This window comes from Acetobacter pasteurianus subsp. pasteurianus LMG 1262 = NBRC 106471, assembly GCF_000285275.1.
GTDB lineage: Bacteria > Pseudomonadota > Alphaproteobacteria > Acetobacterales > Acetobacteraceae > Acetobacter > Acetobacter pasteurianus.
On record NZ_CADO01000034.1, the window covers coordinates 1 to 24,951 of the forward strand.

Below are 24,951 nucleotides of genomic sequence, written 5' to 3' on the forward strand. Positions count from 1 at the left end.
TGGATGAATCAGAAAAACAGGTACAGGTTCTTTCTGCCTGATTTTAAAAGTTACTCTTAAGAACAGGCTCTATCTCTTATGGGGGTAGGGCCTGTTTGTTATTTGGGCAGGTTTTTCCAGCTCTCCAAGGCACGCAGGCGGCCCAGTTTAAGGTCCACAATCGGGGCCGGATACTTTAAGTGCTGCGTGCTTTTCCACGGTGTGTGAATGGTTTTGTTATCCAGCGCCGCCAGTTCCGGCACCCATGTGCGAATATACTGGCCTGCTGGATCATATTTTTCAGATTGCCCCACCGGGTTGAAAATACGAAACCACGGTGCGGCATCAATGCCCGTGCCAGCGCCCCATTGCCAGTTCATGGCGTTTACGGCGGCATCTGCATCCAAAAGCTGGGCGTAAAACCAGCGTTCGCCTTCTCGCCAGTCTGTTAGCAGATGTTTGGTTAAAAAGGAGGCCACAACCATGCGCACGCGGTTGTGCATCCAGCCCGTGCGGGCCAGTTGGCGCATTCCGGCATCCACCAGCGGAAACCCCGTTTGCCCTTGCTGCCACGCAGCCAGGTCTGCGGCATCTGCGCGCCACGGCATGTGGTCAAATTCCGCACGCAGGTTGCGGGTGGCAAGGTCGGGCGTGGTGAACATCTGCATCCACGCAAAATCACGCCAGCCCAGTTCTGCCAAAAACTTTTCGGCAGCGGTGGCTAGGTGTGGGTTTTGGTGTTCAGCATGGCGTATGGCGTGCCAGATCTGCCGTACAGAAATCTGCCCCACCCGAATATAAGGTGAAAGCAGAGATGTACCATGCGGGGCATCTGCTCTATCGCGCTGTGTTTCGTAATCTGCCAGTGCATTTTCTATAAACCGGTGCAGGTTGGCGTGGGCGGCTTTTTCTCCACTTGTCCAGCCGGGAGGCAGAGCAGGGGGCTTTGTGCCAACACGGTGCAGGCGCATACCATCGGGCAGCGTAAGGGTGCGGGCGGGCGCATAGTTTTTGCCGCGCATATCTGGAGCAGGCAGTGGGGGCGGCGGTTCTGGCAAATTCCGCGCTGCGCGCCACCATGCTGTAAACACACGGTAAGGCTGGCCGGCCTGTGTGCGTATGGCCCAGGGTTCAAACAACAGGCGGCCCGTGCAGGAATGTACGGTCACGCCCTGTTTTTTCAGGCTGGCATGCACATCCGTATCTGCGGCAATGCCGGGAGCATCGTACCGGCGGTTCCAGAACACATCTGTGGCATGTACGGCCTGCGCCAATGTGGGAACAGAAAGCCGCGTTGGCCCGGAGAGCATAAACAGGGTTTGCCCCTGTTCGTGCAAACTGGCGGCCAGTTGGGCACAGGCCGCCTGTGCCCAATCTGCAATGCGGGTGCCAAAGGCATCCTGTAAAGCGGCATCCTGCACATATGCGCACAATACGGGTTGCCCGGTGGCACAGGCTGCGTGCAGGGCGGGGTTATCGGCCACGCGGTAATCATCTCGCAGCAGAACCAGAACAGGGGCGGGGGAGTGTGCATCAACCATATGTCATGTGGTGCCGGTATAGAGGGGCACATGCAATGGGGTGGGCTCTATTTTTGTAACGGTGCGGGTTCTGATGGTCGCTAGAGTGTGAAGGTACCAAGCTATAGCCATGCGCGTTGTTGGTGCCATAATGTATAACTGTAAACACGGCAGGAAAGGCGATTAGCCATGTCAGATTCTTTATCAGGCAGCTGCGGTGCCGGTGGGTGCGGCCCGCGTGGCCCGCTTACGCCAGAGCAGGAGCAGATTCTGTTTGGCCACGGAACGGAGTATCCCGGCTCCAGCCCGCTGAACCATGAAAAGCGCGAGGGTGCGTATCATTGCGCGGCCTGTGGGTCTTTGCTGTTCCGTTCTGCCACCAAGTATGAAAGCGGCAGCGGCTGGCCTTCCTTCTGGGCGGCAGAACCCAATGCCGTTGCTACGCATAAGGATACCAGCCACGGCATGGTGCGCACAGAAGCCCATTGCGCACAGTGTGAAGGGCATCTGGGCCATGTCTTTCCCGATGGTCCGCCCCCAACAGGCCAGCGCTATTGCATGAACGGTCTGGCGCTGGATTTCAGGCCAGATCCGCAGCGGGCAACATCTGCTGGTGGCGCCACTGCTATGGACCATACAAGCGGCTGGGCATCTTGAAAGCGTTATGCTCCCTGCTTACGTAAAGGGGCATGACAACACACGCTCTGGCTCATACCGGGTTTTCCTCTTTTCATAGTGGGCAGTCTACTAACGGGCAGCCCTCTGCGGATGCATTGCGCCGCCTTAAAAGGGTGCGGCGTTTTGCGTGGCTGCTGGATGCCGCCATCAGGCTGCCCGGCACCCGCGTGCGCGTAGGGGCAGATGCCATTGTGGGGCTGGTGCCCGGCGGTGGCAGCACGGTTATGGGCCTGCTTTCCTTTTATGTGGTGTGGGAGGCCTGGCGCATGGGCCTCCCACTCAAACTTCTGCTGCGCATGGTGGGCAATATTGCCATAGAAGCCGCAGTGGATGTGGTGCCCGTGGCGGGTGATTTGCTGGACATTGCCTTTAAGGCCAACATGCGCAACGTGGCCGTTATGGAAAACTGGCTGGGCGTGCCGCCCTCTGCCGCGACACGTAAGAAGAAATAAGCATCATTTTATAAAAATATGATTGTTTATAATAAGGGCTGCCCAGTGGGTGGCCCTTTTATGTATCTGGCACGTTAACAGGTAAAACAGGCAGGGTGGGCCGCCACGTTTAGCCTGCGTTGCAAGAAAAAAGGGTGTGGGCGGCGCCATTTTGCAGCACAACGGCACAAATGCCGGTGGTAGGCAGAAGGTGCAATGCGCCCTCCGTTCTTCCGCCCCGCAGGCAGGAGAAAACACGCCGTGCAACCGCCAGATAGCAGCGCCCCAACCCCATCCACCATAACGCCAGCCGCTTCTGCGCCCCATGTGCCAGAGGCACCGCAGCTTGCGGGGCTGGAGGCATCTGTTCACAAGCTGGAAAACACGGTGCGCCGTTTTTACCGGCTGGCAGTTATGGTGGTTACGGTTACGGCGGCAGGGCTGTTTGTAAGCTCCGGCGGTGCGGTGGTGATGGTGGTGTTTGCCTCTGCCCTTGTGGCGGTGGTGCTGCATGCCGCGGCGCGTGTTCTCTCGCGCTTGCTGCATATTCCGCAGTGGCTTTCCGTCATGCTGTTTGTGCTGGTGCTTGTGGGCGCGCTTTCCCTTGTGGTGCATGTGTCCGGCCCGGAACTGATGGTGCAGCTTTCGCACCTGCATGAGGCCTTAACCAGCGAGCGCGATGCCCTGCACAACATGCTGGACAGCAATCCGCTGGGCCATGCCGTGCTAGACCACTTTCCGCGTTTTCTGGGTGGCAACATGGTGCCCGATGGCCATGCGGGCACAGATAACGGCATGGATTTTGCAGGCTCCATGACCAACGTGCTCACCTCCACCTTTGGTTCGGTAGGGACCATGGTGGTGATTATTATTGCCGGGGTGTATTTTGCGCTTTCCCCCCACCTGTATGCCAATGGCATTTTGCGCATAACGCCTGTGGCTTACCGCAGCACCATGCGCACCGTGCTGCTCACAACCGGCCACGCCCTTACCGCCTGGGTGGCAGGGCAGATGCTGGATATGACGGTTGTGGGGTGTTTGACATGGAGCGGCCTTTCCCTGCTGGGTATGCCGCTGGCGCTGCCTTTGGGGCTGGTGGCGGGGCTGGCCAATTTTGTGCCGTATCTGGGCACGTTTATCGGGGCCGTGCCCGCGCTGCTGATTGCACTTTCCGTCGGCCCGCGTGAGGCCATGATGGTGGCGGGGCTGTATGCCGCCATCCAGACGTTTGAAGGGTATGTAATGTCTCCCTTCATTCAAAAACGCGCGGTGCGGATGCCGCCTGCGCTTACCATTCTTTCGCAAACAATTTTTGGTGCGTTTTTGGGCATGTGGGGCTTTATTTTTGCCTCCCCCATTACGGCAGTGCTTCTGGCTGTGGCCAGCCGCCTTTCCGCACCACTTCCGCCGAATGAAGAAGTGTAACTTTACCCCATGCGCGGGGCAAAACCGCTGTTTTTTACACTTTCCCACTGGTCATAACAGAACAGGACATGCAAGCTGATGGTGGCAAGAAGTTCCGCAGGAAGGAAACCCCGCATGTCTACCACGCCGGATGCGTATCAAAAATTTCGTCATCTCAGCCCGTTTGAATTGAAAGATGAACTCATAAAACTGGCCTCTGGCCGTGCCCAGCGCGCCATGCTGGATGCCGGGCGTGGCAACCCCAATTTTCTGGCAACGCTACCCCGGCAAGGGTTTTTTCAGCTTGGCATGTTTGCTGCGGCAGATTCTGCACTTACCTTTTCCTACATGGCTGAAGGCGTGGGCGGCGTGCCCCGGCGTGAGGGCATAGAGGCACGGTTTGAGGCCTTTTTGGCAGATAACCAGAACGTGCCGGGCATTTCCTTTTTGCGCCGTGCCGTATCCTATGTGCGAGACCAGCTTGGCCTGCCGGCAGATGAGTTTTTGCTGGAAATTACATCCGGTATCTTGGGGTGTGATTACCCCACACCGCCGCGCATGCTGCGTTATACGGAAAAAGTGGTACGCCATTATCTGCTGCACGAAATGGCAGGCGGTACCATGCCAGAAAGCACAACAAACCTGTTTGCGCTGGAAGGTGGCACGGCGGCCATTAGCTACATTTTTGCATCATTGCGTGAAAACGGGCTGATCAAGCCGGGTGATAAAGCGGCCATTGGTATGCCGGTGTTTACCCCGTATGTGGAAATTCCCGAACTGCGTGATTACCAGTTGCAGGAAGTGGCCATTAACGCCAGCCCGGAACAGGGGTGGCAATACCCGGATGAAGAGCTGGACAAGCTGCTTGATCCCTCCGTTAAGATCTTTCTGGTGGTCAACCCCAGCAATCCGCCATCCGTGCGCATAAGTGATGAAGGGCTGGCCCGCATTGCCGAGATTGTTAAAAAACGGCCAGACCTCATTATTGTAACAGATGATGTGTACGGCACGTTTGCAGATGATTTCCGCTCCATTTACGCCATCTGCCCACACAACACTATTCTGGTGTATTCCTTCTCCAAGTATTTTGGTTCTACGGGCTGGCGTTTGGGCGTTATTGCCATGCACGAGCAAAACGTGCTGGACGAGGCCTTGGCCGCATTGCCAGAAGCCGAAAAGGTGGAGCTGGACAAACGCTATGCCTCGCTTACGCCAGATGTGCGCGGCCTGAAGTTTTTGGATAGGCTGGTGGCAGATAGCCGCACCGTGGCCCTCAACCACACGGCTGGGCTTTCCACCCCGCAGCAGGTGCAAATGGTGCTGTTTGCCCTGTTTGCGCTGATAGACGGGCGCGATGCGTATAAAAATGCTCTCAAACGCCTGCTGCACCGGCGCGAACTGGCCCTGTATCGAGACTTGGGCGTAAAAGCCCCGGATGATGCTGGCAGCACGCATTATTACACGCTGATTGATCTGGTAAATGTGGTGACCCAGCTTTACGGCACGCGCTTTGCCCGCTGGTTGATGACGCGCATGGATTACCAGACAATCCTGTTCCGTATTGCAGAGGAAACAGGCGTTGTGCTGCTGCCGGGTGATGGTTTTGCCGTGAAACGCCCCTCGGCCCGTGCCTCGCTAGCCAATCTGAACGAGTATCAATACGCAGCCATAGGGGCCGCCCTACGCCGCATGGCCGGTGAGTATTATGACCGCTATCGGCAGGAAAAAGGGCTGAACAGCAAAGGCGAGTAACTTTTAGGGCCGCAGGAAAAAAGCTATTTTTACTGTGCAGCTCTAGAAAGATGACAAAATAAAAGAGGCCCTGCTTTTATAAACAGGGCCTCTTTTTGTATCTGAAAGGTTTAAGAACCTATCAGGCAGAATGTCTCTGCACGTTTTCCTGCACTTCTGCCGCAAGCGGATAGGAACCCGTTGCCTGAAGGGTGATGGAAAGCATGGCAATGTCGTTATGCTCTGTTTGTGCATCTAGCGGCAGGGTGGCGTTGCCGTTTGTCCATGCACATTCGGCCCAACCCGTATTATGCCAACCAGCCGGTTTGTTAGGCTGAAGATGCGCCGTAATAGGGGTTGCACGCTTGCGGGCAGTTACAAGCTGAATATCGGCTACAGCAACACCCAACTGGCGGCGATCATCCACAAAAGGCCCAATGACATCTGCCGGGCGGCTTGCGCGTGAAACAATCTGAACAGACCGTGTGCCCGGTGGCAGCATAAAGCTGTAATGCTGGTTGGCGCAGCGCACAGGCCGAATAATCGCACCTGTTTGCGTAACCAAGTGCAGGTTGGGGTCTGTGGTTAGTGTGCCGGGTGCGGCGGGTGTCTGGCTGCCAGCTACATGGCTTGCACGGTTTTTGAAGTTATCAAAAAGCGGTTTTACAAAATCAACATCCACACCCAATGGGGCAGTGGCATCTTCTTCCCATGTGCGTGTTTTGCTGTGCAACTGCACAACCTTGCTGTTCTGGCGGAAGCTGCGGTGGTTGCCTGTATCCAGATAGCTTTCTGTCAGCACACCATCAACAGAGATAACGGCATGTTCTGCTGTTTCCACATGGTAATATGGATAAGAGGTGATGGACTTATCGTAAAAGATGGAAGCACCGTTTACCAGCATACGCGCAGGCACAAACCGCCCGTTAAAGAACAGGCAATGTTCTGCCGTTACCAGCATATCCTTGTAAGGCGTGCCGTCTGCCAAAGCATCTTTTAGAATGCGTACGGGGTATCCGGCTTCATCATCCGGCAGGCTGGAATTTACAACCGTAAAAGCTTGCCCGGCCCACGTAACCTGCTGTGTGGTTTCTGTGTTGCTTTTCCAGTCATATACAAAAATATCTGTACCTGCCTGAATGTTTTCTACAGCAACAGAACCCTGCGGGGTGCGCACCATGCTGCCTGCCAGAAAACATGCGCCAGTATCGCTTTGTTCACCAAACAGAATGTAGCCATCGCTGTAGGTTACGGTAGGGGCGGGCTCTACATTGGCGGCGGAAGATGTTGCATAGCCTTTAATGGTCACAACCGTGGTGGTTTTACCATCAACGGTGGACTGGATAAGCAGATCATCTCCACTCACGGCAGTGGACAACGTATCATCATTATAAGATGTGCTGGAGGCAATCTTGATCTGGTCTCCATACACAAAGTTTTCGACATTCAGGGAATCCCCTGAAAGATCGCTTAAAGATGTGCTGCCAATAACAAGTTGCCCACCGGGGATGTTGTGGAAATCAATCTTGTTGCCACCATCAATATTGGCAATGCCGGAGAATATAACCGTGCCGCCTTCAATATTATAGCGCCCGGCATTGATGTTGGAATAATTGGTGCCGGCATCTAGCACGCCACCTTTGTAAATATTGTAAACAGCCTGATTGCCGTTGAAATCATGGCCAACGGATAATGTACCGTTGGTAATATTATAAACAGACTGGTTGCCATTGAATTCATTGCTGATGGTGAGCGTACCGCCATCAATGTTTACGGTGCCGCCTCCTGCGTTGGTAAGATCAGTTCCAACAGAAACAGTTGAATCACCCGTAATGTTAATGGTTGCGGCATTCAGATTGAGATAAGCTCCAATTTTCAGCAAAGCCCCATTGGTAACATTCAGAGTTGGGCCTGTGCCTAAACCAGATGTGGCGTTATCTGGCGGAGTGTCAAAATCTTGAGTGCCGCCGCCATTATAATTGAGCCAGCTTGTGTCGGAGGAAATGGTTGTTACGTCATCTGCCATGTTTTTAAGCCTTCTAATATGCTGGTGGCTTAAAACCAGCCAATTTGGATAAGAAGTTCCTAATTATTTTTGCACCAATACATTAATATTTTCTAAACAACAAAAGTTATATAAAAATTCACAAAAGTTAGGAATTTTCCTCTTTTTACTTAAGGTGTTTGTTAATCTTAAATAAATTTATGAAAGATACTTAAAATCTATCCGAATATTAGATATGTGATAAATGTGAATCAGGCATGATTTTTATAAAAACCCATATATCACAACGCGTTATAAAATATATATACACTTGTTTTATTGGTCTTATACATATGGTGTTGTCTGTATATTGCAAAATATAAAAAGCGGCCCAGATGATGGACCGCTTTTCTGAAAAGTTCTTTTTTAAAACTTTTAGATACTACCCTGAGTATTTACTCGTTATGGCCAAAAACCGGGCGCGTGCTTTCAAACAGGAACCACGTGCGGCGTTCGGTTTCATCAATCCAGTTTTCAATCAGGCTGGTTGTGGCCACATCTCCGGCATCGGATGCAATGGCATGCACGGCGCGCAGGCGCTTGGTAAGGGTAAGGTTATCTTCCCGCAGTTCTGCCAGCATGTCCTCTGGGGTCACGTACAGGGCATCGTTATCAGAAATTTTGGTTTTGCGGGCAATTTCCCCAACCGAGTGCAGGGTGGTGCCACCAATCTTGCGGGCGCGCTCGGCCATGGGGTCTGTCATGGCAAAAATCTGCTGGCTCTGTTCATCCAAAAGCAGGTGGTAATCCCGAAAATGGCGGCCGCTCATATGCCAGTGAAAGTTCTTGGTTTTAATATACAGGGCAAATACATCGGCCAGAACTTCAGACAAGCCACCTGCTACGGCCTTTACCTTATCGGCCTTCAGGTCTGTTGGCGTGCCAAGATATTCCTTGATATGGGCTTCTTTAGCTGCGGCTGCTTTTGCTGTGGTTGTGCTCATGGTCTGAACGAACCTCCTGTTTTCACTTTTTGGCAACACCACACTGGTTGCTGCCAAGTGCTGCCTTTACACGTGGTACGATAAAGGCATGGTGCAAGGCCTGACATGGAAAGATCACAATTCTCACATCCATGTGAATGTCAGGGTGCAACGTGTTCAGGGGTATCAAGTTCCGTGCGCAGGGGGCGGGTTAAAAGCTGCTCCTGCGCTTGTGGCAGCGTGATCCTGCCTTCCAGAAAAGCGGCAATGCAGGCGGTAATGGGCACATCCACCTTGCGCTGGTGGGCCAGCGCCAGAAGGGCATCTGCTGTGGTTACACCTTCTGCCACGCCGGGCAGGGTGGCCAGTGCGGTTTGGGTGGCGTTACCGCGGCCAAGGGCCAAACCCATCTGATAATTGCGCGATGCCTCACCCGTGCAGGTCAGCAGCAGGTCTCCCAACCCGGCAAGGCCAGCCAGTGTGGCGGGTTGTGCACCCAAGGCCACGCCAAGGCGGGTTATTTCTGCCAACCCACGGGTAATAAGGGCCGCGCGGGCGTTTTCTCCCAACCCGGCGCCAATGGTAATGCCCGCCGCCACGGCAATTACGTTTTTGGCCGCGCCCCCAAGCTGCACGCCGGTAATATCTGCGCTGGCATAAAGGCGCAGGCGCGGGGTGGAGAGCAGATCCACCAGTTTGCGCGCCAGCTCCATATTGGCGGAGGCCACAACCGATGCTGCCGGAAGGTCTGCCGCAACCTCGCGCGCAAAGTTGGGGCCAGAAAGCACAGCCCCCGGCACATCTGGCCGCAGCCGGTGCAGCACATCCAGCGGAAAAGCCAGCGTGCTGCGTTCTATGCCTTTGCAGCACAGCACAGCAGGCACGCCCGCAGGCACCAGCGGCAGAACAGAGGCCATGTGTTGGGTGGGAATAACCATAAGCGCGCAGGCCACATCTGCCGGTGGCGGCGCAGAGGAAACGGTTATGGAATCTGGTAGCGGAAAATCTGGCAGGCGCGGCATGGCGCCAGAGGGCAGGCGGGCAGGGTTACGCGCCCACAAATAAACCTGCGCCCCGGTGCGGGCGGCGTGCAGGGCCAGCGCAGTACCCCATGCGCCAGCGCCCATAACCAGAATACGGTGTTTCATTCTTTAAGCGGTGCCAGAACCCTAACCAGGGCGCAAGCACGATATAAGGCCGTAGCCTGTGCGCCTTAGGCAGACAGCGCCACACCAGCATTAGCCGGCACCATGTGGGCCGGAACTTCGGCCTTTTTCATGTGTTTCAGGCGGGCTTCACGCAGCAGGCAGACAACGCCTTTTACGCAGTTCCCACACTGGGCCTTGCAGTTGCGTGCGGCATAAATTTCACGCGGGCGGGTGGCCCCATCCGCCACGGCAGCTTCAACGTCTTTGTGAGTGAGACGATTGCAAGAGCAGACAACCATACGCAGCACCTTTGTGGTGGGTGATCGATTCTGTGTAAGACCTGATCACAAATAAGAATGAATCGCAATTATTTTTTTGCAAGAGGTTCTCATTTGCTTGTGTTCTGCCTGTGCATATGGGGATGGGGTGCGCCTATTTGGTGTGTGATTTTTGCAATGTTCGTATCAAATTTATGCATATGCACAAAAAAATAATAAATTTCATTCATATTAAAAATATAAGGAGCGCATCTTAAAAAAGCCTTTATTTAAAAAGCGAGGATGCGTGGATAAAAATATAACAAGAACATCGTATGTTCTCTTCCTGCTGTGCACGTTCTTTTTTATTTACAGAAACATGGAAGGCCTTGGGTATCTGCCCTTTGGTGATGAATCTGGCCATTTTTTAGGTGCCATTGCGCTGCACCGTGGGGATAGACTTTACCAGGACTATATAGATGCCCACGGCCCGCTGGTTTTTACGCTTTCATGGGTGGCGGGCCATTTTGTGGGGTGGTCTCAGGTCTGGTTGATGCGCCTGGTTTCCACCGCATGTGCGGCAGCGGCTGGGGCTGCGGTCTTTTTCTCTCCGCTGTTGCAGTTGAAATGGCAGCGTTATCTGGCTTCTGCCTTGTGGTTGGGGGCAGTGGGCAGCGTATGGGTGGTGCAGGGCCTTAATCTGGATGATTACTGGACAATAGGCGGGGCGCTGGCTGTTATTGCGCTGGCCATGCTGGCAGTGCCGCTTGCATGTGCTGCTCCTGTTTCGCGCATGCAGGCTTTTATGGGCGGGGCTGCCTTGGGGCTGCTGCCTTTTGCGGCTTATCCGTTCGGCCTGTTTTCCGCCGCGCTGGCTCTGGCTGTCTTGTGCGTGTTTCTTTCCGCCCCCCGGCAATATCAGGCCCCCGTTGTGGGTATGATGTTAGGGGGTGTGGCTGCTGTTGCCATCATGCTGCTCTGGCTGCTGGTATATGGTGATATTGGCGGCATGGTTGCGTTCCATTTTATCGCCAATCAGCAGTGGTACGCGCATTATATTCCAATGGACGTGAACCAGTTCTGGCAAAGCCTGCGTTTTTCTTTGGCTCCAGATCGTATTGTTCAAACAATAGCTGTGTGCATGTTGGCTGTGGGTGGCGCGTTGCTGCTGTTATACGGGCGGCATAGGGTGGCGGCGCTGTTTATCCTGCTTGGCATACTTAGCCTGCAGGCGCGTGGCAGTGTCGGGTTCCAGAACGGCTCATTCCTTATGGCGGCCTTGGGCCTTGGGGCTTTGCTGCTTGTGCGCGTGTTGGCATCCAAACCCAAAGTGATGGTTTTTGTGGCCGTTGCCTGTGTGGCATTAACGGTTGTTGGCGCGCGCCATGCGGTTTCATCCCCATTTGGGCAAACGGCGGCGCAAAGGCATGCGGTAGGCTGGCACCGCTTTAGGGAAAACCCCACCGTGGGCTTTGCAACACTTATTCGTAAATATGCGGCCCCGGATGAGCGTATTCTTGTTTTGCCGTATAATCCCGATGTTTATATTTACGCCAACCGCCTTTCCATGAAGAAATATCACGCCTACCTGCCGTGGGAGGCCGATTATGCGGCCCATCCGTGGCATGGATATACGCGCGATATTTGCGTGGATCTGTCAAAGGATGAACCCCCGGTTATCTATTATGATCACTGGGTTGTCTGGGGTGCGTATCCGGCAGAAAAGTTTATGCCCTGTTTTTTACAGGTGCTGGAAAAAGACTATACGCAGATGCCGGATGATAAGTTTGTATATGTCAGAAAAGATCGGCTGGCCGCGCAGCAGCCGTAAAGGCATGCGTTATTGTGCATGAGTCTTACCCCCTATCTCTGCCATGCAGGGTAGGGGGTATTTTTTGGCCGGTTCGGCTTACCCGTTGGCCTTGCCCGTTGCCGGGTGATCTGCCGGAACGGGGAAGATCCGGTCATACGCCATGTTAAATACAAACGCATACACCAGATAGAACACGGCAATGGACATGCTGAGCGAAAACGCTGTCAGCACGCTTTCCTGCAGGTACCATGCAATGGCGGGCAGCAGCACAACCTGCAATCCGGCTTCAAACAGCAGTGTGTGCACAATGCGTATGCGCACTGTTTTGTGCGTGGTGGCATAAAGCCGCGCCATTACGCGGTCGAACACCACGTTATAAAGGTAGTTCCATATTGTGGCGGTTATGGCGCTGCCAATGCCAATAACCCCCATGGAGGATTCGTGCAGCCCAAACAGTGTGCTGCCGGTGGGGATAACAATGGCCAGCGCGATAAGCTCAAACAGCAATACGTGGCGCACACGGTCTGCCGTGCCGCGCGTGCCCACAGCCGGGGCTGTTTGTGCGGTGTGATGATCTGCCATGGCAGAGGAGGCCGAAGCGGCCTGAAGGGAAGTGAATGTTTGCGTTGACATGCGGCGCAATCTATCGTCACCCCGGTTAAAGGAAAGATAAGAACCATCAGGAAAACAGATGGATGAATGTCTCGCTCGAACAGCTTGAAGCCTTTGTTGCCACAGCAGATGCGGGCTCATTTTCCGCAGCAGCCCGCCGTTTGGGGCGTGCGCAATCTGCTATCAGCACGCATGTGGCCAACCTGGAAGTAGATCTGGGGCTGGAATTGTTCCTACGCACCGGGCGCACACCTGTATTGACACAAGAAGGTGAACGCCTGCTGCGTGAGGCCCGGGTGGTGCTGGACCGGCGCGAACATCTGATAGGCGTGGCCCGCTCTTTAGAAAATCAGGTCGAAAACCGGCTGGTCGTGGCTATAGATGAACTGTACCCCGAATACGCCCTCGGCCCAGTTTTTGCCGAGTTTGCCGAGCACTTCCCCTACGTGGAAATGGAAATCCTTTTCCCGCTGATGGAGGATGTCGGCCAGCTTGTGCAGGAAGGGGCCGCGCATCTGGGGGTGATGTGGCAGCAAACACGTATGCCGCCAGATCTGGCGTTCCGCACCATCGGGCGGGTGCCGCTTAAACTGGTATGTGGGCGCAACCACCCCTTAGCCAAATGCGGCCCCGTAGCGTGGGAAGATCTTAAGCGGTATCGGCAGATCATGGTGGCCGCCCGTGGGCAGGAGCGTGAGCGCCAACATCTGCGCGTGGCAGGTGAGGTCTGGTGGGTGGAAAGCCACTGGGTGATTCTGGAACTGGTGAAGCACAATATCGGCTGGTCATTTATCTCAGACCATATTTTGGCGGCCTCTCCCGCAGCGCCAGATATTGTTACGCCGCCCCTGGCGTTTGATGCCGGAGACAGGCCCGTACCCCTGGCTGTGGTGTGGCATCACAAACGCCCGCAGGGCGCGGCAGCGCGCTGGTTACGGCAACGTCTATGTGCCTCGGAGTCTGTTTTATATAAAGGGCCAAAGGGCGGTTGATGAATATACGATCAATGGTAATGGATTGATATTTAATAAAATATGGAGCCGTTGTAACAAAACAACACTCCCACTTTAAACCACATGTTTTGTCTTGCGGACGAAATGAGAAACGCTATGATACCGAAACATTCCGGTATCGAGAGAAACAGTTCGCATGTCTCTTCAAAAAGTCCCTCCCTCCCTGCTGCGCGCTCTTCTGGGCAGTGCAGCCATTCTGACCATGGGAGGAACCGCCGCCAAGGCAGCGGAACCCGTATTACAGACCGAGCAGAGTGACGTTATTACCCTGCCACCTTATTCTCCCCACACCATTTTGGTGGAAGATGCGGTTTACACCCACAACAAGGATGGCCGCGTTTATGTAGTGGATGCCGATTCCGGCAAACTGCTGGGCATGGTGCAGGCCGCCTATAACGGCAACATGGCCCTTACGCCCGATGCCAAGCGCATTTACGTGGCAGAAACCACGTGGGAACGCGGCAACCGCGGCGCACGGAACGATCTGCTGGCCGAATATGATGCCAGCACGCTCAAGCTCACATCCGATGAAAAACTGCCCGCCCGCGCGCTGGTCACCCCTAAAAAGAACGACTTCGCGCTGAATGCCGATGGTTCACGTGCCTACGTGTATCAGATGAGCCCAAGCAACGCGGTGGAAGTGGTGGACAATACCGCCCATAAAGTTACGCAGACGGTAGAAATTCCCGGTTGCGCGCTGGTGTATCCGTGGGGCAATTCCGGCTTCTCCTCCCTGTGTGCAGATGGCACGCTGGCCAATGTCAGCCTTGGGGCAGACGGCAAGGTGGGCATGACGCACACTGCACCGTTCTTTGAACCCGACAAGGACGGCATTTTTGAACAAAGCCCCACTGTTGCGGCAGATGGTACGGCTTACTTCATCAGCTACAGCGGCATGGTGTACCCCACCAAAATGGGCGAAAACAGCACGGTAGAAAAACCGTGGTCCTTGCAGGAAGGTGCGGGGCTGAAAGCTGCGCCCGATTCCTCCAAGCCGTTTGAAGTGACATGGCGCCCCGGTGGCTGGCAGATTGCTGCCCTGCACAAGGCATCTCATCAGATGTATGTGCTGATGCACAAAGGCACGTTCTGGACACATAAAGATAACGGCACGGAAGTGTGGGTGTATGATACGCAAACCCACAAGCGCATCCGCCGCTATCCGCTTAAAGTGGCTAGCAACCTTGTAGGTGTCACGCAGGATGAACACCCGCTGATGTTCACCGCCAATGAAGATAACGGTGATTTCTTTGTGTCCGATGCGCTTACGGGCAAGCCCCTGCGCACCATGAAGGCCCTTGGCACATCCCTTATCTTTACGGTTGCGCCGGGTGAAGGATGAGCCTGCTGGCTGAAACAGCCCCGCTTGCTGCCCTGTGCGCAGGGGGCATTGGCACCATGTTTTTGGTGGCTGGTGTTTCCAAACTGCGTGGGCATGATGCGTTTTTAGGCACGCTGGCCTCTTACCGGCTTTTGCCCTCATGGTCATACGAAGGTGTGGCATGGGGCTTGGCCGGGGCAGAGGTTCTGGCAGGTCTGGCGCTGTTTTCCGGCTTTGCCGCCGGGTTTGGCGGTTTGGCTGCTGCGGCCATGCTGGTGGTGTTTGCGCTGGCCATGGGCATTAACGTAGCCCGTGGGCGCACCAGCCTGTCTTGCAGGTGCACACCCGGTTTGGTGTCTGAAACCCTGTCATGGAAGCTGGTCGCCCGCACCGTGCTGTGCGTGCCGCTGGCGCTGGCCCCATGCTTTGCATCTGGCGTTTCTGCCTTTGTATGGGGGCAGGGCGTTATGGCGGGTGTGGCGCTGTATCTGGTGTGGCTGGCACTGGTGGCCCTGCCGCCAGAACGCGTGCCCGGATCTGGCGGAGGGCAGGAAGCATGATGCTGTTTCTGTACATCTGGCAGGGGCTGCTAACGGTTCTGGCCCTTGGGCTTGCCGTTATGCTGGTGGCCTTGGCCCGCCAGATTGGTGTGCTGCACGAACGCCTTGCACCGCTGGGGAATCAGGAAGCCAAGCCGGGGCTGGATGTGGGGCAGATTGTGCCGCGTCTGGTTTTGCATACGCTACAGGGCCAGCCTTTTGTGGTGGGGGATACCCTGCCCGTAGGTGCCAAGCAGCTTTTGCTGTTTGTAGCGGCGGAATGCCCGGTGTGTAAGCGCGTTATCCCCATTGCACGGCAGGTGGCTGCCGAACGTGGGCTGGAGCTTATTTTTGTGGGCGATGGCCCCGAACCTGAACTGAAAAGCATGGTGGCGGCCCGCCCGGAAATGCAGGGTGTTCCCCTGATAACCGGCGTGGAGCTGGCCCTTGTGCTGCAAATTAACCGTATGCCAGCCATGGTACTGCTTGATGAACGCGGCACCATTCTGGCCAAAGACCTCGTGAATACCCGGCGTCAGATCGAAGGGCTGCTTGGCAACATTACCGCCACACCCCCGCAGGGTCTGACCGATACAGGAGCAATGTCTCATGCTGCCGTCTGAAAACAAGAACTCCGCAGAACAGGGCACCCTGTTTGACCGGTTGACCGAATCTCTGCTCCGCCGTTTTGCGGGCAAAACATCCCGCCGCGGCGTGGTGGCAAAGCTGGGCGGCGTGGCCGCTGCCGTGCCGCTGTTTCCGCTGCTGCCGGTAAGCCGCGCCAATGCGGCTTCTTCCTCCGCAGCCAAGGCTGTGGCCAAGGCTACAACGCCGTTTGGCTCCAAGGCGCAGGCCAAAGATGCCAATGCGTGCGATTACTGGCGGTATTGCGCCATTGATGGCAACTTGTGCTCCACCTGTGGTGGTGGCGTACATAGCTGCCCGCCGGGCACAGCGCCTTCTCCCACATCCTGGATTGGCAGCTGCTACAACCCGCAGGATGGCAACTCCTACATGATTGCCTATCGTGATTGCTGTGGTCAGGATTCCTGTAACGAAGTTACCTGCCTGAACACGGATGGAGACCAGCCTTCCTACCGCCCCATGGCCAATAATGACATCATCTGGTGCTTTGGCACGGGCACGTCTGAAATGTACAACTGCTCCACAGCTGCGGTGATCGGGAAAGCTTCCTGATCATGTTGCGTGCTGTTTTCCGCCTTGCCCTGCCTGCTGTTGCAGCGTGTGCAACACTGGCTTTGGCAGGCGGGGTGGCACGCGCGGCAGATGCCGTGCCGGGGGCCACAAGTTTAAACCCCACGCAGGTTGCCTATCTTTCACACTGCGGGGGGTGCCACGGTATTGCAGGCGTATCTGGCCCAACCTTTGTGCCTATGCTGCGTGATAGCGTAGGCAGCTTTGCCTGCACGGATGAAGGGCGGAAATATCTGGTGCAGGTGCCGGGTGTTTCCATGTCCCTCATTCGGGATGATCAGCAGTTAGCCGATGTCATGAACTTTGTGCTGATTGATCTGGGCGGCAAAAGCACGCCGTCGGGCTTTAAGCCCTATACAGCGGCAGAAGTGCATGAATGGCGCCAGCATCCGCTTTCCATGCCGGATTTTATGGCCAACCGCGCCCATGTGCTGGAGCGTTCTTTGGCAGCGTGTCATCGCGGCAACAATGGCGCGGCTGCAACAGTAAAGTAACACGGCAAGCCCTGTTCTGCAGGGCTGCTCTCGGCTAGATCACGGCTTAGGTGCCACAATTATTGTAAAACAGAAGCAAACCCGCCTCCTGCCGCGGTTGTTTGTGGATAATGGGAGTATCAGGGAGCATGCGTTTGCGCCACCGTTTGTCCGCCGGTATGTGTTTTGCCCTGCAACTGGCAGCACTGCCTGCATTTGCGCAGGAAAAAACCACCCCCGATGATGCCGAGCGCCCTTTGGCGGTGGAAGAAACAGCAGCAGAAAAAAAGCAGGCCCAGAAGGATGAGGTGAACCTGAAAAGCCCTTCCAGCCACTCATGGTTTGATGATGTTGAAGGCCATATTGTGGTAGAAGCCGGCGTAAACGGCAACCCATGGACCAAAACAGGCCGCAACTGGGCGCAGTCTTACGTAGATAGGGCCAACACAGCCACACTGAACCAGATTACCGGCACGCTCTCCCACCCGGTAACAGAACTGGGCGATGGCTACGGTCTGGGTTTTGTGTTCGAGGTTCTGTACGGCTCCGATGCCCGCTTTAACCCCACCATTGGTATGGGCGATGGCAACCTGACAGGCATGTACCAGTGGACGCCCACTCAGGCGCATATTGATGCCCACCTGCCGTGGCTGACCAAAGGCGGGATAGACCTGCAGATTGGCCAGCAATACGGGATTCAGGGTTTTGAAGGCACAGATGCGCTGGAACGGCCTTTTTATTCCTACAACTATTCATCCGATTACATTGTGCCGTTTGAAACCGTGGGTGTTCTGGCCACATGGCACATGACAGACCACGCAGCCCTTGTGCTGGGTGTAAACGCCGGTAACTCCACCACCTTTGGCCATGCCAAAAACAACAGCCGCCCCAAAGGGTATTTTGGCTTCCAGTTTACAGAACTTGCAGGTGGCAAGCTGGATGTTGCCGCCATTGGCTATTTTGGCCCGCAGCAGAGCGTGTACGCCATTGGGCGTGAAGCCAACCACGATATGGAATATATCGGAGACCTTCTGGCCTCCTACAAAATTAACGATAAAACCACCGTCACCCTGAACGCCACCTACTTCCATGATGATTACCTGCGTGATGATGTGTACGGTGTGACCGCCTATTTCGCGCATGATTTCAGCGATGAGCTGACGTTTAACGCGCGTGGTGAAATCTTCCGCGATAACAATGGCGGCGTGGTGGGCAACAACACATCCCCCATGTCTTACGTGAACGAACTGCGTGGCCAGAACTATCCGTATGATTACGCACCCGGCACCACCTATGGGGAACTGACGGTGGGTGTTACGTATCGCCCTGGTTTTCTTAAGCTGCCCAAAGGCTCTTTTTCCATCCGCCCGGAAGTGCGGCTTGATAAATCCCTTAACGGCACACGGCCCTTTAACCGTGTTTCCCCCACGGATGATCCAAACGTGAACTATGCCAATAACGGCATGAACAACATGTTCTGGTTCAGCTGTGATGCCATCTGGGCATTTTAAAAACCCGCTACGCCACTCCACCACCGGCACAACGCAGAGGACCAGCCCGTGCAGAACCTGATATACGCCAATGCTGCCCTTACTGTTGTGCTGCTTGCGGCCTGCATTGTTATGGGCCTGATGCTGCGCCGTATCCGCCGCCTGTTTCAGGAAATTGCGCCGGTGGGCGCGCTTACCAGCTCTCGCGGCCCGCAACCGGGAGATACCTGCCCGCCACAGCCTTTTCACACACTGGCAGGGGGCGTGTTGGCGCTGGCAGGGGGTGCCAAGCCACGGCTGGTGCTGTTTGTTTCTGCAACATGCCCGATCTCTCGCAAGGTTATTCCCATCGCACGCAACTTCTGCGGGCGTGAAAATCTGGAGCTGGTGCTGGCGGGGGATGATGCCCCAACCATTCAGCAGCACTTTGCTCAGCAAACCAACACACCTGCTGCTGCGTTTATCAATGATCCGGCGCTGGGCCGTGCCTTGCAGGTAGATAAACTGCCCGCCGCATTTTTGTTCGATCAGCAAGGCACGCTTATTGCCCGTGGGTTGGTGAACAACCGCGAGCATCTGGAAAGCCTGCTGAACGCGTGGGAGAGCGGGTTCAGCACGGTGCAAACCTACATGCAGCACACGCGCCGCAACCGCGCGTGATGTTGAATGTGTATTTGTAAAATATTTGGCGACCGTATTATAAATAATCGCAAATAGTTTTTATTGACTCTTCTGCTCATAACTTGCCAGATTTAAATTAAGTTCTGGAAAAGAGCAGGAGTGCCACCATGACCGACTCCTTTCATCTCCCCAAAATCTCTCTTGAAGGCCTGGAGAAGATTATTATCGCGTACAGCCATGTGCCCGATAACCCTACCTTGGATATACTTGCGCGCCTTACCAAAATGGGGTCTGCCGCCATTAGCAGAAACAATAAGTTTCTGATGGATATCGGTATTATTGCAGGTGCGGCAGACAAAACAGTTACCCCCTTGGGCCAAAAGCTGGGGCATGCGCTGGAATACGCCATGGGGGCCGATGCACAGGCATATTGGCGGAAGGCTATCTCCAGCAATTCTGCCCTCATGGCGCTGATGACCACGGAACACCTGCAAAGCGGCATGAGCGAAAAGGATTTATCCGCGCATATTCTTGATGTTTCGGTGCATAAAAAACATGCGCATACGCAAACAGGTGCGCGATGCCTGATAGATATTCTGCTGGAAAGCGGATTACTTGTGCAGGATAAAGACAAACTTACGGCCGCCCCGGCCAAAAGCACAGAACAGCCTGAACCTGCCGCCCAAGATCATGGGCAAATTTTCGGCCTGCAGGCAGAGGATTCCGCGCCAGATACCAAGGATAGCACACCACAGGCCACACTTACGGGGGTGCCACTTGCAGGGCAGACTACAATGCACCCGGAACTGCCTTCTATCATGTTGAATCTGACATTGCCGGAAACGGAAGATCTCACGGTTTATGAAAAAATCTTTCGTGCTCTAAGGGAAAACCTTTTGGGTTTGCCGCCTTTACCCTAAGGCGTGTTCGCTCTGTGCAAAGCTGGCATGAGCGCAGCCCTGTGCAACCTCTGCGCCGGGTAGGCGTTGGGGATAGCATGTGGCATGGTTTTACACGCAAAACCAGCATGTTACCGTTTAACGCCAGATTCAGGAGAGCACGTTTTGGGTATTCCCGATATCACACTGCACGATGGTCTTACTTTTCCCGTTATTACCTTTGGTACCTACAAGCTGAACGGTATAGCTGGCATGGAAGCAATGGTCAGCGCATTGGATGTAGGGTACCACGCACTGGATAGCGCCTTTAATTATGAAAACGAAGGGGCCGTAGGCCATGCTGTACGTCAAAGCGGCAAAAAGCGGGAGGACCTGCGCATTGCCTCCAAACTGCCGGGCCGCCACCATGATTATAACGAGGCGCTGACAACCATTGAGGAATCCCTCTACCGCGCGCAGCTGGATTATTACGATCTGTATTACATCCACTGGCCCAACCCCAAGGTTGGCAAGTATGTAGAGGCATGGCAGGCGCTTATTGAAGCCAAGAAACGCGGCTATGTGCGCTCTATTGCCGTGTGTAACTTCCTGCCCGAACATCTGGAAAAATTGCAGAAAGAAACCGGTGTTCTGCCATCCATCAACCAGATTGAGCTTTCGCCCTACTTCCCGCAGGATGATATGCGGGCGCTGCACAAAAAGCTGAACATTCTTACGCAGTCATGGAGCCCCCTTGGCCGTGCCAACAAGCTGCTGCAGGATCCGCTGATTCAAAAAATTGCCCAGCGGCTTAACAAATCCACCGTGCAGGTTATCCTGCGCTGGCATCATCAGCTTGGCTGTGTGCCTATTCCCAAAGCAGCCAGCAAAGAACATCAGATTTCCAATATGGATATCTTTGATTTCTCCCTGACAGAGCAGGACATGAAGGACATGGCAACCCTTGCCCGCCCAGATGGCCGCAGCCACGGGCAGGACCCCGCAACATACGAAGAGTTCTGATTTATCATGGAAGCACTCCGTCTGGCGCAGTTGCAGATTTTCTGCGCCGTGATGGAGGAGGGCTCGGTGGTTGCGGCCTCGCGCCGCATGCACTGCGTGGCATCCAACATTACGGCGCGACTCAAGGAGCTGGAACAGCTTTTGGGGCAGGATCTGTTTGCGCGTGAAAAGGGGCGGCTTATTCCCACGCCAGAAGGCCGCCTTTTTTACCATGAGGCAAAAGAGGTTGTAGAAAAAGCCCATAGCCTTGCAAACTTTTTTCAACCCGATGTGCCGCGTGGCATTTTGCGTATAGGCGCGCTGGATGTGGCCTTGGCACATTTTTTGCCTCAATACATGCCTGCCTTTATGGCCGCCCACCCGGATGTAGAAATACGCCTGCTGCGCCGTGCCAGCTATACGCTGGAACATATGCTGGATGATCAGGAACTGGATCTGGCCATAACAGATGGCCCCATTGTGCATCCACTTCTTGAAAGCCGCTTTGTTTTTACAGAAGAACTGGTGCTGGTGGCCCCGCAGAATATCCGCAGTTTGCAGGATATTCACTGGCCCAGTACCACGGTGCTTCTGTTCCATACAGATTGCTTTTACCGCAGCGCGTTTGAACGCTGGATGGCAGAGCAGGGCTTTGTTCCCCGCGCTATTCAAACAGTGGAATCTTACGATGTCATTCGGGCCTGCGTGCGCGATGGTATTGGAATTTCCTGTTTTCCCAAAAGTATTTTTGCGCATAAAGCACCGGATGATGTGCGTGTTCTTGCCGTGCAGGGGCTACGCCCGGCCCCGGTTTACTGCGTATGGCGGCGTAATGGTGCAAAACCTTTGCTGCACAGGTTTATCAACACCATTTGCCCAGCAGAGGCATACTAAAACCATTCACTTTTTGTAAATGGTTTACTGATATATCATTACTTTTAATGAACGTATGTGTGCGTCATACTGCAAACAGAATTTTAGAAAAAAGGAGAACATCTCATGGCTGATGTTAAACAGCAGGATCTGTTCATCAATAATGAATGGGTAAAACCCACATCTGGCAATTACACACCCATTAAAAGCCCCGCTACGGGGGAAGAAGTTGGCCAAGCCGCAGAAGGCAACCCGCAGGATGTAGATAAAGCCGTGGCTGCCGCAAAAGCCGCCTTTAAGGGCTGGAGCAGCAAACCTGCCAGCCAGCGGGCCGATTATCTTTACGCGCTTAAAAACCTTGTTGAGCGGGATAAGGAACGTCTGGCCACCATTATTACATCGGAAATGGGCAAACCCATTAAGGAAGCCCGCGCCGAGGTAGATTTTGCCGCTGGCCTGTTGCGCTTTGCTGCGGAAAATGCCCGTAGGCTTCAGGGGGAAATCATTCCCGGTGAGCGTGAAGGTGAAAAAATCCTGATCGACCGCGTGCCGCACGGCGTAGTAGGGGCCATTGCCGCATGGAACTTCCCGCTGGCTCTGTGTGCCCGTAAAATTGCACCAGCACTGGCTGCGGGCAACACCATTGTGCTCAAACTCGCTGATGGCACACCGCTTTCTGGCCTGGCACTGGCCGAACTGGTGCAGGAAGCCGGTATTCCCGCCGGTGTGGTAAATGTGGTTACGGGCAGCGGCCAAGGTGTGGGCGTGCCACTGGTGGCGCATAAGGATACCCCGCTTATTACCATGACAGGCTCTACCCCCGCGGGTAAGAAAATCATGGCAGCCGCAGCCGAACATCTTAAGGAAGTGCGGCTGGAGCTAGGTGGTAAAGCCCCATTTATTGTCATGGAAGATGCCGATATTCCCGCAGCGGTAGAAGCCGCCGTTACGGCACGCTTCTTCAATGGCGGGCAGGTGTGCACAGCCAACGAACGCACCTATGTGCATGAAGATGTGTATGACCGCTTTACCACGGCGCTGAAAGATCGCATTGCCAGCCTGAAGGTGGGTGACCCCATGGATGATGCCACAGATATGGGCCCCAAGGTAAACGAAACCGAGCTGGAAAAAGTGGATGGCATTGTGCAAAAAGCCATATCACAGGGTGCAAAGCTGGAACTGGGGGGCAAACGCCTAACGGGTGGCGCCTTTGATAAAGGCACCTTCTACGCCCCTACATTGCTGACAGACATTACCCCGGATATGGACATTGTGCAGGACGAGGTATTTGGCCCCGTACTCTCCCTTATCAAGGTGAAAGACTTTGATGAGGCCCTAACCCGCGCCAATGATAGCCGCTATGGGCTTTCCGCCTATCTGTTCACCAATGATCTCTCCCGTATTCTGCGTATGGGCCGGGAACTGGACTTTGGGGAAATTTACGTCAACCGTGGCTCGGGTGAAGAGCCGCAGGGCTTCCACCACGGGTATCGTGAAAGCGGATTGGGGGGTGAGGACGGCCAGCACGGGCTGGAAGCCTATGTGCGCACCAAAACCATTTACCTGAACGCGTAATATCCAAACTCTGCCACGCCACATACTTTAAGCGTGGCAGATACAAAAAACCGTGCCGGAGCAGAACGCACCCGGCACGGTTTTTTTGTGTTTTCAGGAAAGATTAGTCCTGATCTTTTTTAATCTGCTCAACCTGTTTTTCCAGATCATGCGGTTGGGCGGTGGTAAAGTGTGTCATCACAAACGCGGCAATATCTGCCAGATCACGGTTGCTGAGGCCACCACCTGTAAAGTGCGGCATAATCTGCACGCCTGTTGCAGTTTGCAGGCCGCTACCATTTACCAAAACCTGTATCAGGTTACGGCCATTATCCGCACCCAATGAGCGCCCGCCCGCAATGCTGGCAAAGCTGCTTTGCCGCCCGGTACCATCGGGCAGATGGCACCCCGCACAGGCTGATGCATAAAGCCGTGCGCCACGGCTGTTCTGTGGCAGGCTGGCATCTCCGCTGGCCACATTGCGGAAGGTTACGGCATCCTGCGGTGTGCTCACGGGTTTTGTGCTGCGCAGATACGTTACCATAGCCTGAATATCCGCCGGGGTAAGGTAGCGCAGGCTGTGGCCAATAACATCCGCCATATCACCAGATGCCGTGCCGTGGCCATCTGCATGGCCGGTGGAAAGATATTGCGCCAGTTCGGCATCTGTCCAGCCGCCAATACCGGTTTTGCGGTCGGACGAAATGTTATAGATGCGCCAGCCATTTAGCATATTGCCGCCAAATGCCTTGCTGGTGGAAAGCCCAAAGGTGAGCGTGCGCGGGCTGTGGCAATCTGCACAATGGCCTGCACCTTCCACCAGCCAGCGGCCACGGTTCCATTGGTCGGATTTTGTGGTGTCATCCGGGTAGGCAGAGGCCGGGCCGTTTACGATGTTCCAGAAAATCATCAAACTGCGTATGGAAAAAGGAAAACGCAGCTTGTTTTCTGGTGCCGCGCTGGCAGATGTAGGCAATGTGGCCAGATAGGCCCGAATATCACGCACATCCTGATCACTCAGGCGGGAATACGCAGGGTAGGGCATGGCGGGGTAAAGGTGCTTGCCGCCGGGGGAAACACCTTGTTTTACGGCAGCAACAAATTCCTCATCGCTCCATGTGCCAACACCATGCTGCTTATCTGCCGTAATGTTGGTGGAATACACCACGCCCATGCCTGGCAACTTGAATGCCCGCCCGCCCGCATAGGGCATGCCGCCGGGGGCTGTGTGGCAGACCTCGCAATCCGATGCACGGGTGAGGTACTGCCCGCGTTCTACCGGTGTGCTGCCGGGTGTGCCGTCTTCCGCAGCGTTGGCATGGGCCGCGTGTGTGGGCAGGCATAAGGTTGCCAGCAGCAGGGCTGCCAATGCGCCTGTGCCAGAAAGGGAAACACGTTTTGCGGATGGGAAAGAAAAAGCGTGTGTCATGGT

Annotated in this window: 24 protein-coding genes; 17 read left to right on the top strand and 7 right to left on the bottom strand. The window is 54.9% G+C overall.

Annotated elements, in window-relative coordinates; genetic code table 11:
* Positions 1-98: 98 nt before the first annotated feature.
* Positions 99-1,520, bottom strand: coding sequence for a cryptochrome/photolyase family protein (locus tag APA10_RS07695; RefSeq protein ID WP_003628840.1), 1,422 nt, complete (start codon positions 1,518-1,520; stop codon positions 99-101).
* A gap of 168 nt (positions 1,521-1,688) precedes the next feature.
* On the opposite strand from APA10_RS07695, the gene msrB reads away from it, so the two are divergent.
* The 4 genes from msrB (at position 1,689) to APA10_RS07715 (ending at position 5,764) form a co-directional block, all read left to right on the top strand.
* The gene (msrB, locus tag APA10_RS07700) at positions 1,689-2,156 is read left to right on the top strand and encodes a peptide-methionine (R)-S-oxide reductase MsrB (protein ID WP_003627097.1); all 468 of its coding nucleotides are present in this window, start codon (positions 1,689-1,691) and stop codon (positions 2,154-2,156) included.
* A gap of 32 nt (positions 2,157-2,188) precedes the next feature.
* Entirely contained in the window at positions 2,189-2,629 is a 441-nt protein-coding gene (locus APA10_RS07705) for a DUF4112 domain-containing protein (protein WP_003628841.1), read from the top strand.
* Between the two features lie 195 nt (positions 2,630-2,824).
* Positions 2,825-4,033 carry an AI-2E family transporter gene (locus APA10_RS07710; RefSeq protein ID WP_050923449.1) on the top strand — a complete coding sequence of 403 codons (1,209 nt, stop codon included), beginning with the start codon at positions 2,825-2,827 and terminating at the stop codon, positions 4,031-4,033.
* A gap of 114 nt (positions 4,034-4,147) precedes the next feature.
* Complete coding sequence (locus APA10_RS07715; protein ID WP_003627107.1) at positions 4,148-5,764, top strand: bifunctional aspartate transaminase/aspartate 4-decarboxylase; 1,617 nt, start codon at positions 4,148-4,150, stop codon at positions 5,762-5,764.
* A 121-nt stretch (positions 5,765-5,885) separates the two neighbouring features.
* Here APA10_RS07715 and APA10_RS07720 read toward each other — a convergent pair whose 3' ends face one another.
* From APA10_RS07720 to APA10_RS07735, 4 genes are all read right to left on the bottom strand, one after another.
* Complete coding sequence (locus APA10_RS07720) at positions 5,886-7,769, bottom strand: Hint domain-containing protein (RefSeq protein ID WP_035367461.1); 1,884 nt, start codon at positions 7,767-7,769, stop codon at positions 5,886-5,888.
* A 413-nt stretch (positions 7,770-8,182) separates the two neighbouring features.
* Positions 8,183-8,731, bottom strand: a complete 549-nt coding sequence (locus tag APA10_RS07725; RefSeq protein ID WP_035365647.1) for a Dps family protein — start codon at positions 8,729-8,731, stop codon at positions 8,183-8,185.
* 140 nt (positions 8,732-8,871) lie between these two features.
* Positions 8,872-9,858, bottom strand: a complete 987-nt coding sequence (locus APA10_RS07730) for an NAD(P)H-dependent glycerol-3-phosphate dehydrogenase (protein WP_003628848.1) — start codon at positions 9,856-9,858, stop codon at positions 8,872-8,874.
* A gap of 65 nt (positions 9,859-9,923) precedes the next feature.
* Positions 9,924-10,157: a (2Fe-2S)-binding protein gene (locus APA10_RS07735; RefSeq protein ID WP_035365651.1), complete on the bottom strand. Its 234-nt coding sequence runs from the start codon at positions 10,155-10,157 to the stop codon at positions 9,924-9,926.
* A gap of 337 nt (positions 10,158-10,494) precedes the next feature.
* Between APA10_RS07735 and APA10_RS07740 the strand changes: the two genes are divergently transcribed.
* Positions 10,495-11,946, top strand: coding sequence for a hypothetical protein (locus APA10_RS07740; protein ID WP_035365655.1), 1,452 nt, complete (start codon positions 10,495-10,497; stop codon positions 11,944-11,946).
* 78 nt (positions 11,947-12,024) lie between these two features.
* Here the strand turns inward: APA10_RS07740 and APA10_RS07745 are convergent, their stop codons facing one another.
* The gene (locus APA10_RS07745) at positions 12,025-12,561 is read right to left on the bottom strand and encodes a PACE efflux transporter (RefSeq protein ID WP_003628855.1); all 537 of its coding nucleotides are present in this window, start codon (positions 12,559-12,561) and stop codon (positions 12,025-12,027) included.
* Between the two features lie 62 nt (positions 12,562-12,623).
* On the opposite strand from APA10_RS07745, the gene APA10_RS07750 reads away from it, so the two are divergent.
* The 12 genes from APA10_RS07750 (at position 12,624) to aldA (ending at position 23,540) form a co-directional block, all read left to right on the top strand.
* The gene (locus APA10_RS07750; RefSeq protein ID WP_003626004.1) at positions 12,624-13,532 is read left to right on the top strand and encodes a LysR family transcriptional regulator; all 909 of its coding nucleotides are present in this window, start codon (positions 12,624-12,626) and stop codon (positions 13,530-13,532) included.
* A gap of 157 nt (positions 13,533-13,689) precedes the next feature.
* Entirely contained in the window at positions 13,690-14,895 is a 1,206-nt protein-coding gene (locus tag APA10_RS07755) for an amine dehydrogenase large subunit (RefSeq protein WP_003628857.1), read from the top strand.
* A complete protein-coding gene (locus APA10_RS07760; protein WP_003628859.1) occupies positions 14,892-15,434 on the top strand; it encodes a MauE/DoxX family redox-associated membrane protein in 543 nt (180 codons plus the stop codon). The genes APA10_RS07755 and APA10_RS07760 overlap by 4 nt, the downstream gene beginning before the upstream one ends.
* Positions 15,434-16,036: a thioredoxin domain-containing protein gene (locus APA10_RS07765; protein WP_174714294.1), complete on the top strand. Its 603-nt coding sequence runs from the start codon at positions 15,434-15,436 to the stop codon at positions 16,034-16,036. Before APA10_RS07760 ends, APA10_RS07765 begins: the two co-directional genes overlap by 1 nt.
* Positions 16,023-16,610: a methylamine dehydrogenase (amicyanin) small subunit gene (gene mauA, locus APA10_RS07770; RefSeq protein WP_003625995.1), complete on the top strand. Its 588-nt coding sequence runs from the start codon at positions 16,023-16,025 to the stop codon at positions 16,608-16,610. Before APA10_RS07765 ends, mauA begins: the two co-directional genes overlap by 14 nt.
* Positions 16,611-16,612: 2 nt before the next feature.
* Positions 16,613-17,122 carry a c-type cytochrome gene (locus tag APA10_RS07775; protein WP_003628864.1) on the top strand — a complete coding sequence of 170 codons (510 nt, stop codon included), beginning with the start codon at positions 16,613-16,615 and terminating at the stop codon, positions 17,120-17,122.
* A gap of 110 nt (positions 17,123-17,232) precedes the next feature.
* Positions 17,233-18,612, top strand: a complete 1,380-nt coding sequence (locus APA10_RS07780; RefSeq protein WP_012812483.1) for an outer membrane beta-barrel protein — start codon at positions 17,233-17,235, stop codon at positions 18,610-18,612.
* Between the two features lie 48 nt (positions 18,613-18,660).
* On the top strand, positions 18,661-19,251 hold the full coding sequence (locus APA10_RS07785) for a thioredoxin domain-containing protein (protein WP_003628867.1): 591 nt from the start codon (positions 18,661-18,663) through the stop codon (positions 19,249-19,251).
* 128 nt (positions 19,252-19,379) lie between these two features.
* Positions 19,380-20,132, top strand: coding sequence for a hypothetical protein (locus APA10_RS07790; protein ID WP_003628869.1), 753 nt, complete (start codon positions 19,380-19,382; stop codon positions 20,130-20,132).
* Positions 20,133-20,216: 84 nt separating this feature from the next.
* Positions 20,217-21,113 (top strand): aldo/keto reductase, encoded by an 897-nt coding sequence (locus APA10_RS07795; protein WP_003628870.1) that lies wholly within the window; start codon positions 20,217-20,219, stop codon positions 21,111-21,113.
* Between the two features lie 6 nt (positions 21,114-21,119).
* Positions 21,120-21,986: a LysR family transcriptional regulator gene (locus tag APA10_RS07800; RefSeq protein WP_003628872.1), complete on the top strand. Its 867-nt coding sequence runs from the start codon at positions 21,120-21,122 to the stop codon at positions 21,984-21,986.
* Positions 21,987-22,091: 105 nt separating this feature from the next.
* Entirely contained in the window at positions 22,092-23,540 is a 1,449-nt protein-coding gene (aldA, locus tag APA10_RS07805; RefSeq protein WP_003628874.1) for an aldehyde dehydrogenase, read from the top strand.
* A gap of 103 nt (positions 23,541-23,643) precedes the next feature.
* Here aldA and APA10_RS07810 read toward each other — a convergent pair whose 3' ends face one another.
* A complete protein-coding gene (locus APA10_RS07810) occupies positions 23,644-24,948 on the bottom strand; it encodes a c-type cytochrome (protein WP_003628876.1) in 1,305 nt (434 codons plus the stop codon).
* Between the last annotated feature and the right edge of the window lie 3 nt (positions 24,949-24,951).

Coding starts and splice junctions, on each gene's coding strand:
- APA10_RS07695 (WP_003628840.1), bottom strand. CDS start 1,520: ATGGTTGATGCACACTCCCCCGCCCCTGTTCTGGTTCTGCTGCGAGAT.
- msrB (WP_003627097.1), top strand. CDS start 1,689: ATGTCAGATTCTTTATCAGGCAGCTGCGGTGCCGGTGGGTGCGGCCCG.
- APA10_RS07705 (WP_003628841.1), top strand. CDS start 2,189: ATGACAACACACGCTCTGGCTCATACCGGGTTTTCCTCTTTTCATAGT.
- APA10_RS07710 (WP_050923449.1), top strand. CDS start 2,825: ATGCGCCCTCCGTTCTTCCGCCCCGCAGGCAGGAGAAAACACGCCGTG.
- APA10_RS07715 (WP_003627107.1), top strand. CDS start 4,148: ATGTCTACCACGCCGGATGCGTATCAAAAATTTCGTCATCTCAGCCCG.
- APA10_RS07720 (WP_035367461.1), bottom strand. CDS start 7,769: ATGGCAGATGACGTAACAACCATTTCCTCCGACACAAGCTGGCTCAAT.
- APA10_RS07725 (WP_035365647.1), bottom strand. CDS start 8,731: ATGAGCACAACCACAGCAAAAGCAGCCGCAGCTAAAGAAGCCCATATC.
- APA10_RS07730 (WP_003628848.1), bottom strand. CDS start 9,858: ATGAAACACCGTATTCTGGTTATGGGCGCTGGCGCATGGGGTACTGCG.
- APA10_RS07735 (WP_035365651.1), bottom strand. CDS start 10,157: ATGGTTGTCTGCTCTTGCAATCGTCTCACTCACAAAGACGTTGAAGCT.
- APA10_RS07740 (WP_035365655.1), top strand. CDS start 10,495: ATGGAAGGCCTTGGGTATCTGCCCTTTGGTGATGAATCTGGCCATTTT.
- APA10_RS07745 (WP_003628855.1), bottom strand. CDS start 12,561: ATGTCAACGCAAACATTCACTTCCCTTCAGGCCGCTTCGGCCTCCTCT.
- APA10_RS07750 (WP_003626004.1), top strand. CDS start 12,624: ATGAATGTCTCGCTCGAACAGCTTGAAGCCTTTGTTGCCACAGCAGAT.
- APA10_RS07755 (WP_003628857.1), top strand. CDS start 13,690: ATGTCTCTTCAAAAAGTCCCTCCCTCCCTGCTGCGCGCTCTTCTGGGC.
- APA10_RS07760 (WP_003628859.1), top strand. CDS start 14,892: ATGAGCCTGCTGGCTGAAACAGCCCCGCTTGCTGCCCTGTGCGCAGGG.
- APA10_RS07765 (WP_174714294.1), top strand. CDS start 15,434: ATGCTGTTTCTGTACATCTGGCAGGGGCTGCTAACGGTTCTGGCCCTT.
- mauA (WP_003625995.1), top strand. CDS start 16,023: ATGCTGCCGTCTGAAAACAAGAACTCCGCAGAACAGGGCACCCTGTTT.
- APA10_RS07775 (WP_003628864.1), top strand. CDS start 16,613: ATGTTGCGTGCTGTTTTCCGCCTTGCCCTGCCTGCTGTTGCAGCGTGT.
- APA10_RS07780 (WP_012812483.1), top strand. CDS start 17,233: ATGGGAGTATCAGGGAGCATGCGTTTGCGCCACCGTTTGTCCGCCGGT.
- APA10_RS07790 (WP_003628869.1), top strand. CDS start 19,380: ATGACCGACTCCTTTCATCTCCCCAAAATCTCTCTTGAAGGCCTGGAG.
- APA10_RS07795 (WP_003628870.1), top strand. CDS start 20,217: ATGGTTTTACACGCAAAACCAGCATGTTACCGTTTAACGCCAGATTCA.
- APA10_RS07800 (WP_003628872.1), top strand. CDS start 21,120: ATGGAAGCACTCCGTCTGGCGCAGTTGCAGATTTTCTGCGCCGTGATG.
- aldA (WP_003628874.1), top strand. CDS start 22,092: ATGGCTGATGTTAAACAGCAGGATCTGTTCATCAATAATGAATGGGTA.
- APA10_RS07810 (WP_003628876.1), bottom strand. CDS start 24,948: ATGACACACGCTTTTTCTTTCCCATCCGCAAAACGTGTTTCCCTTTCT.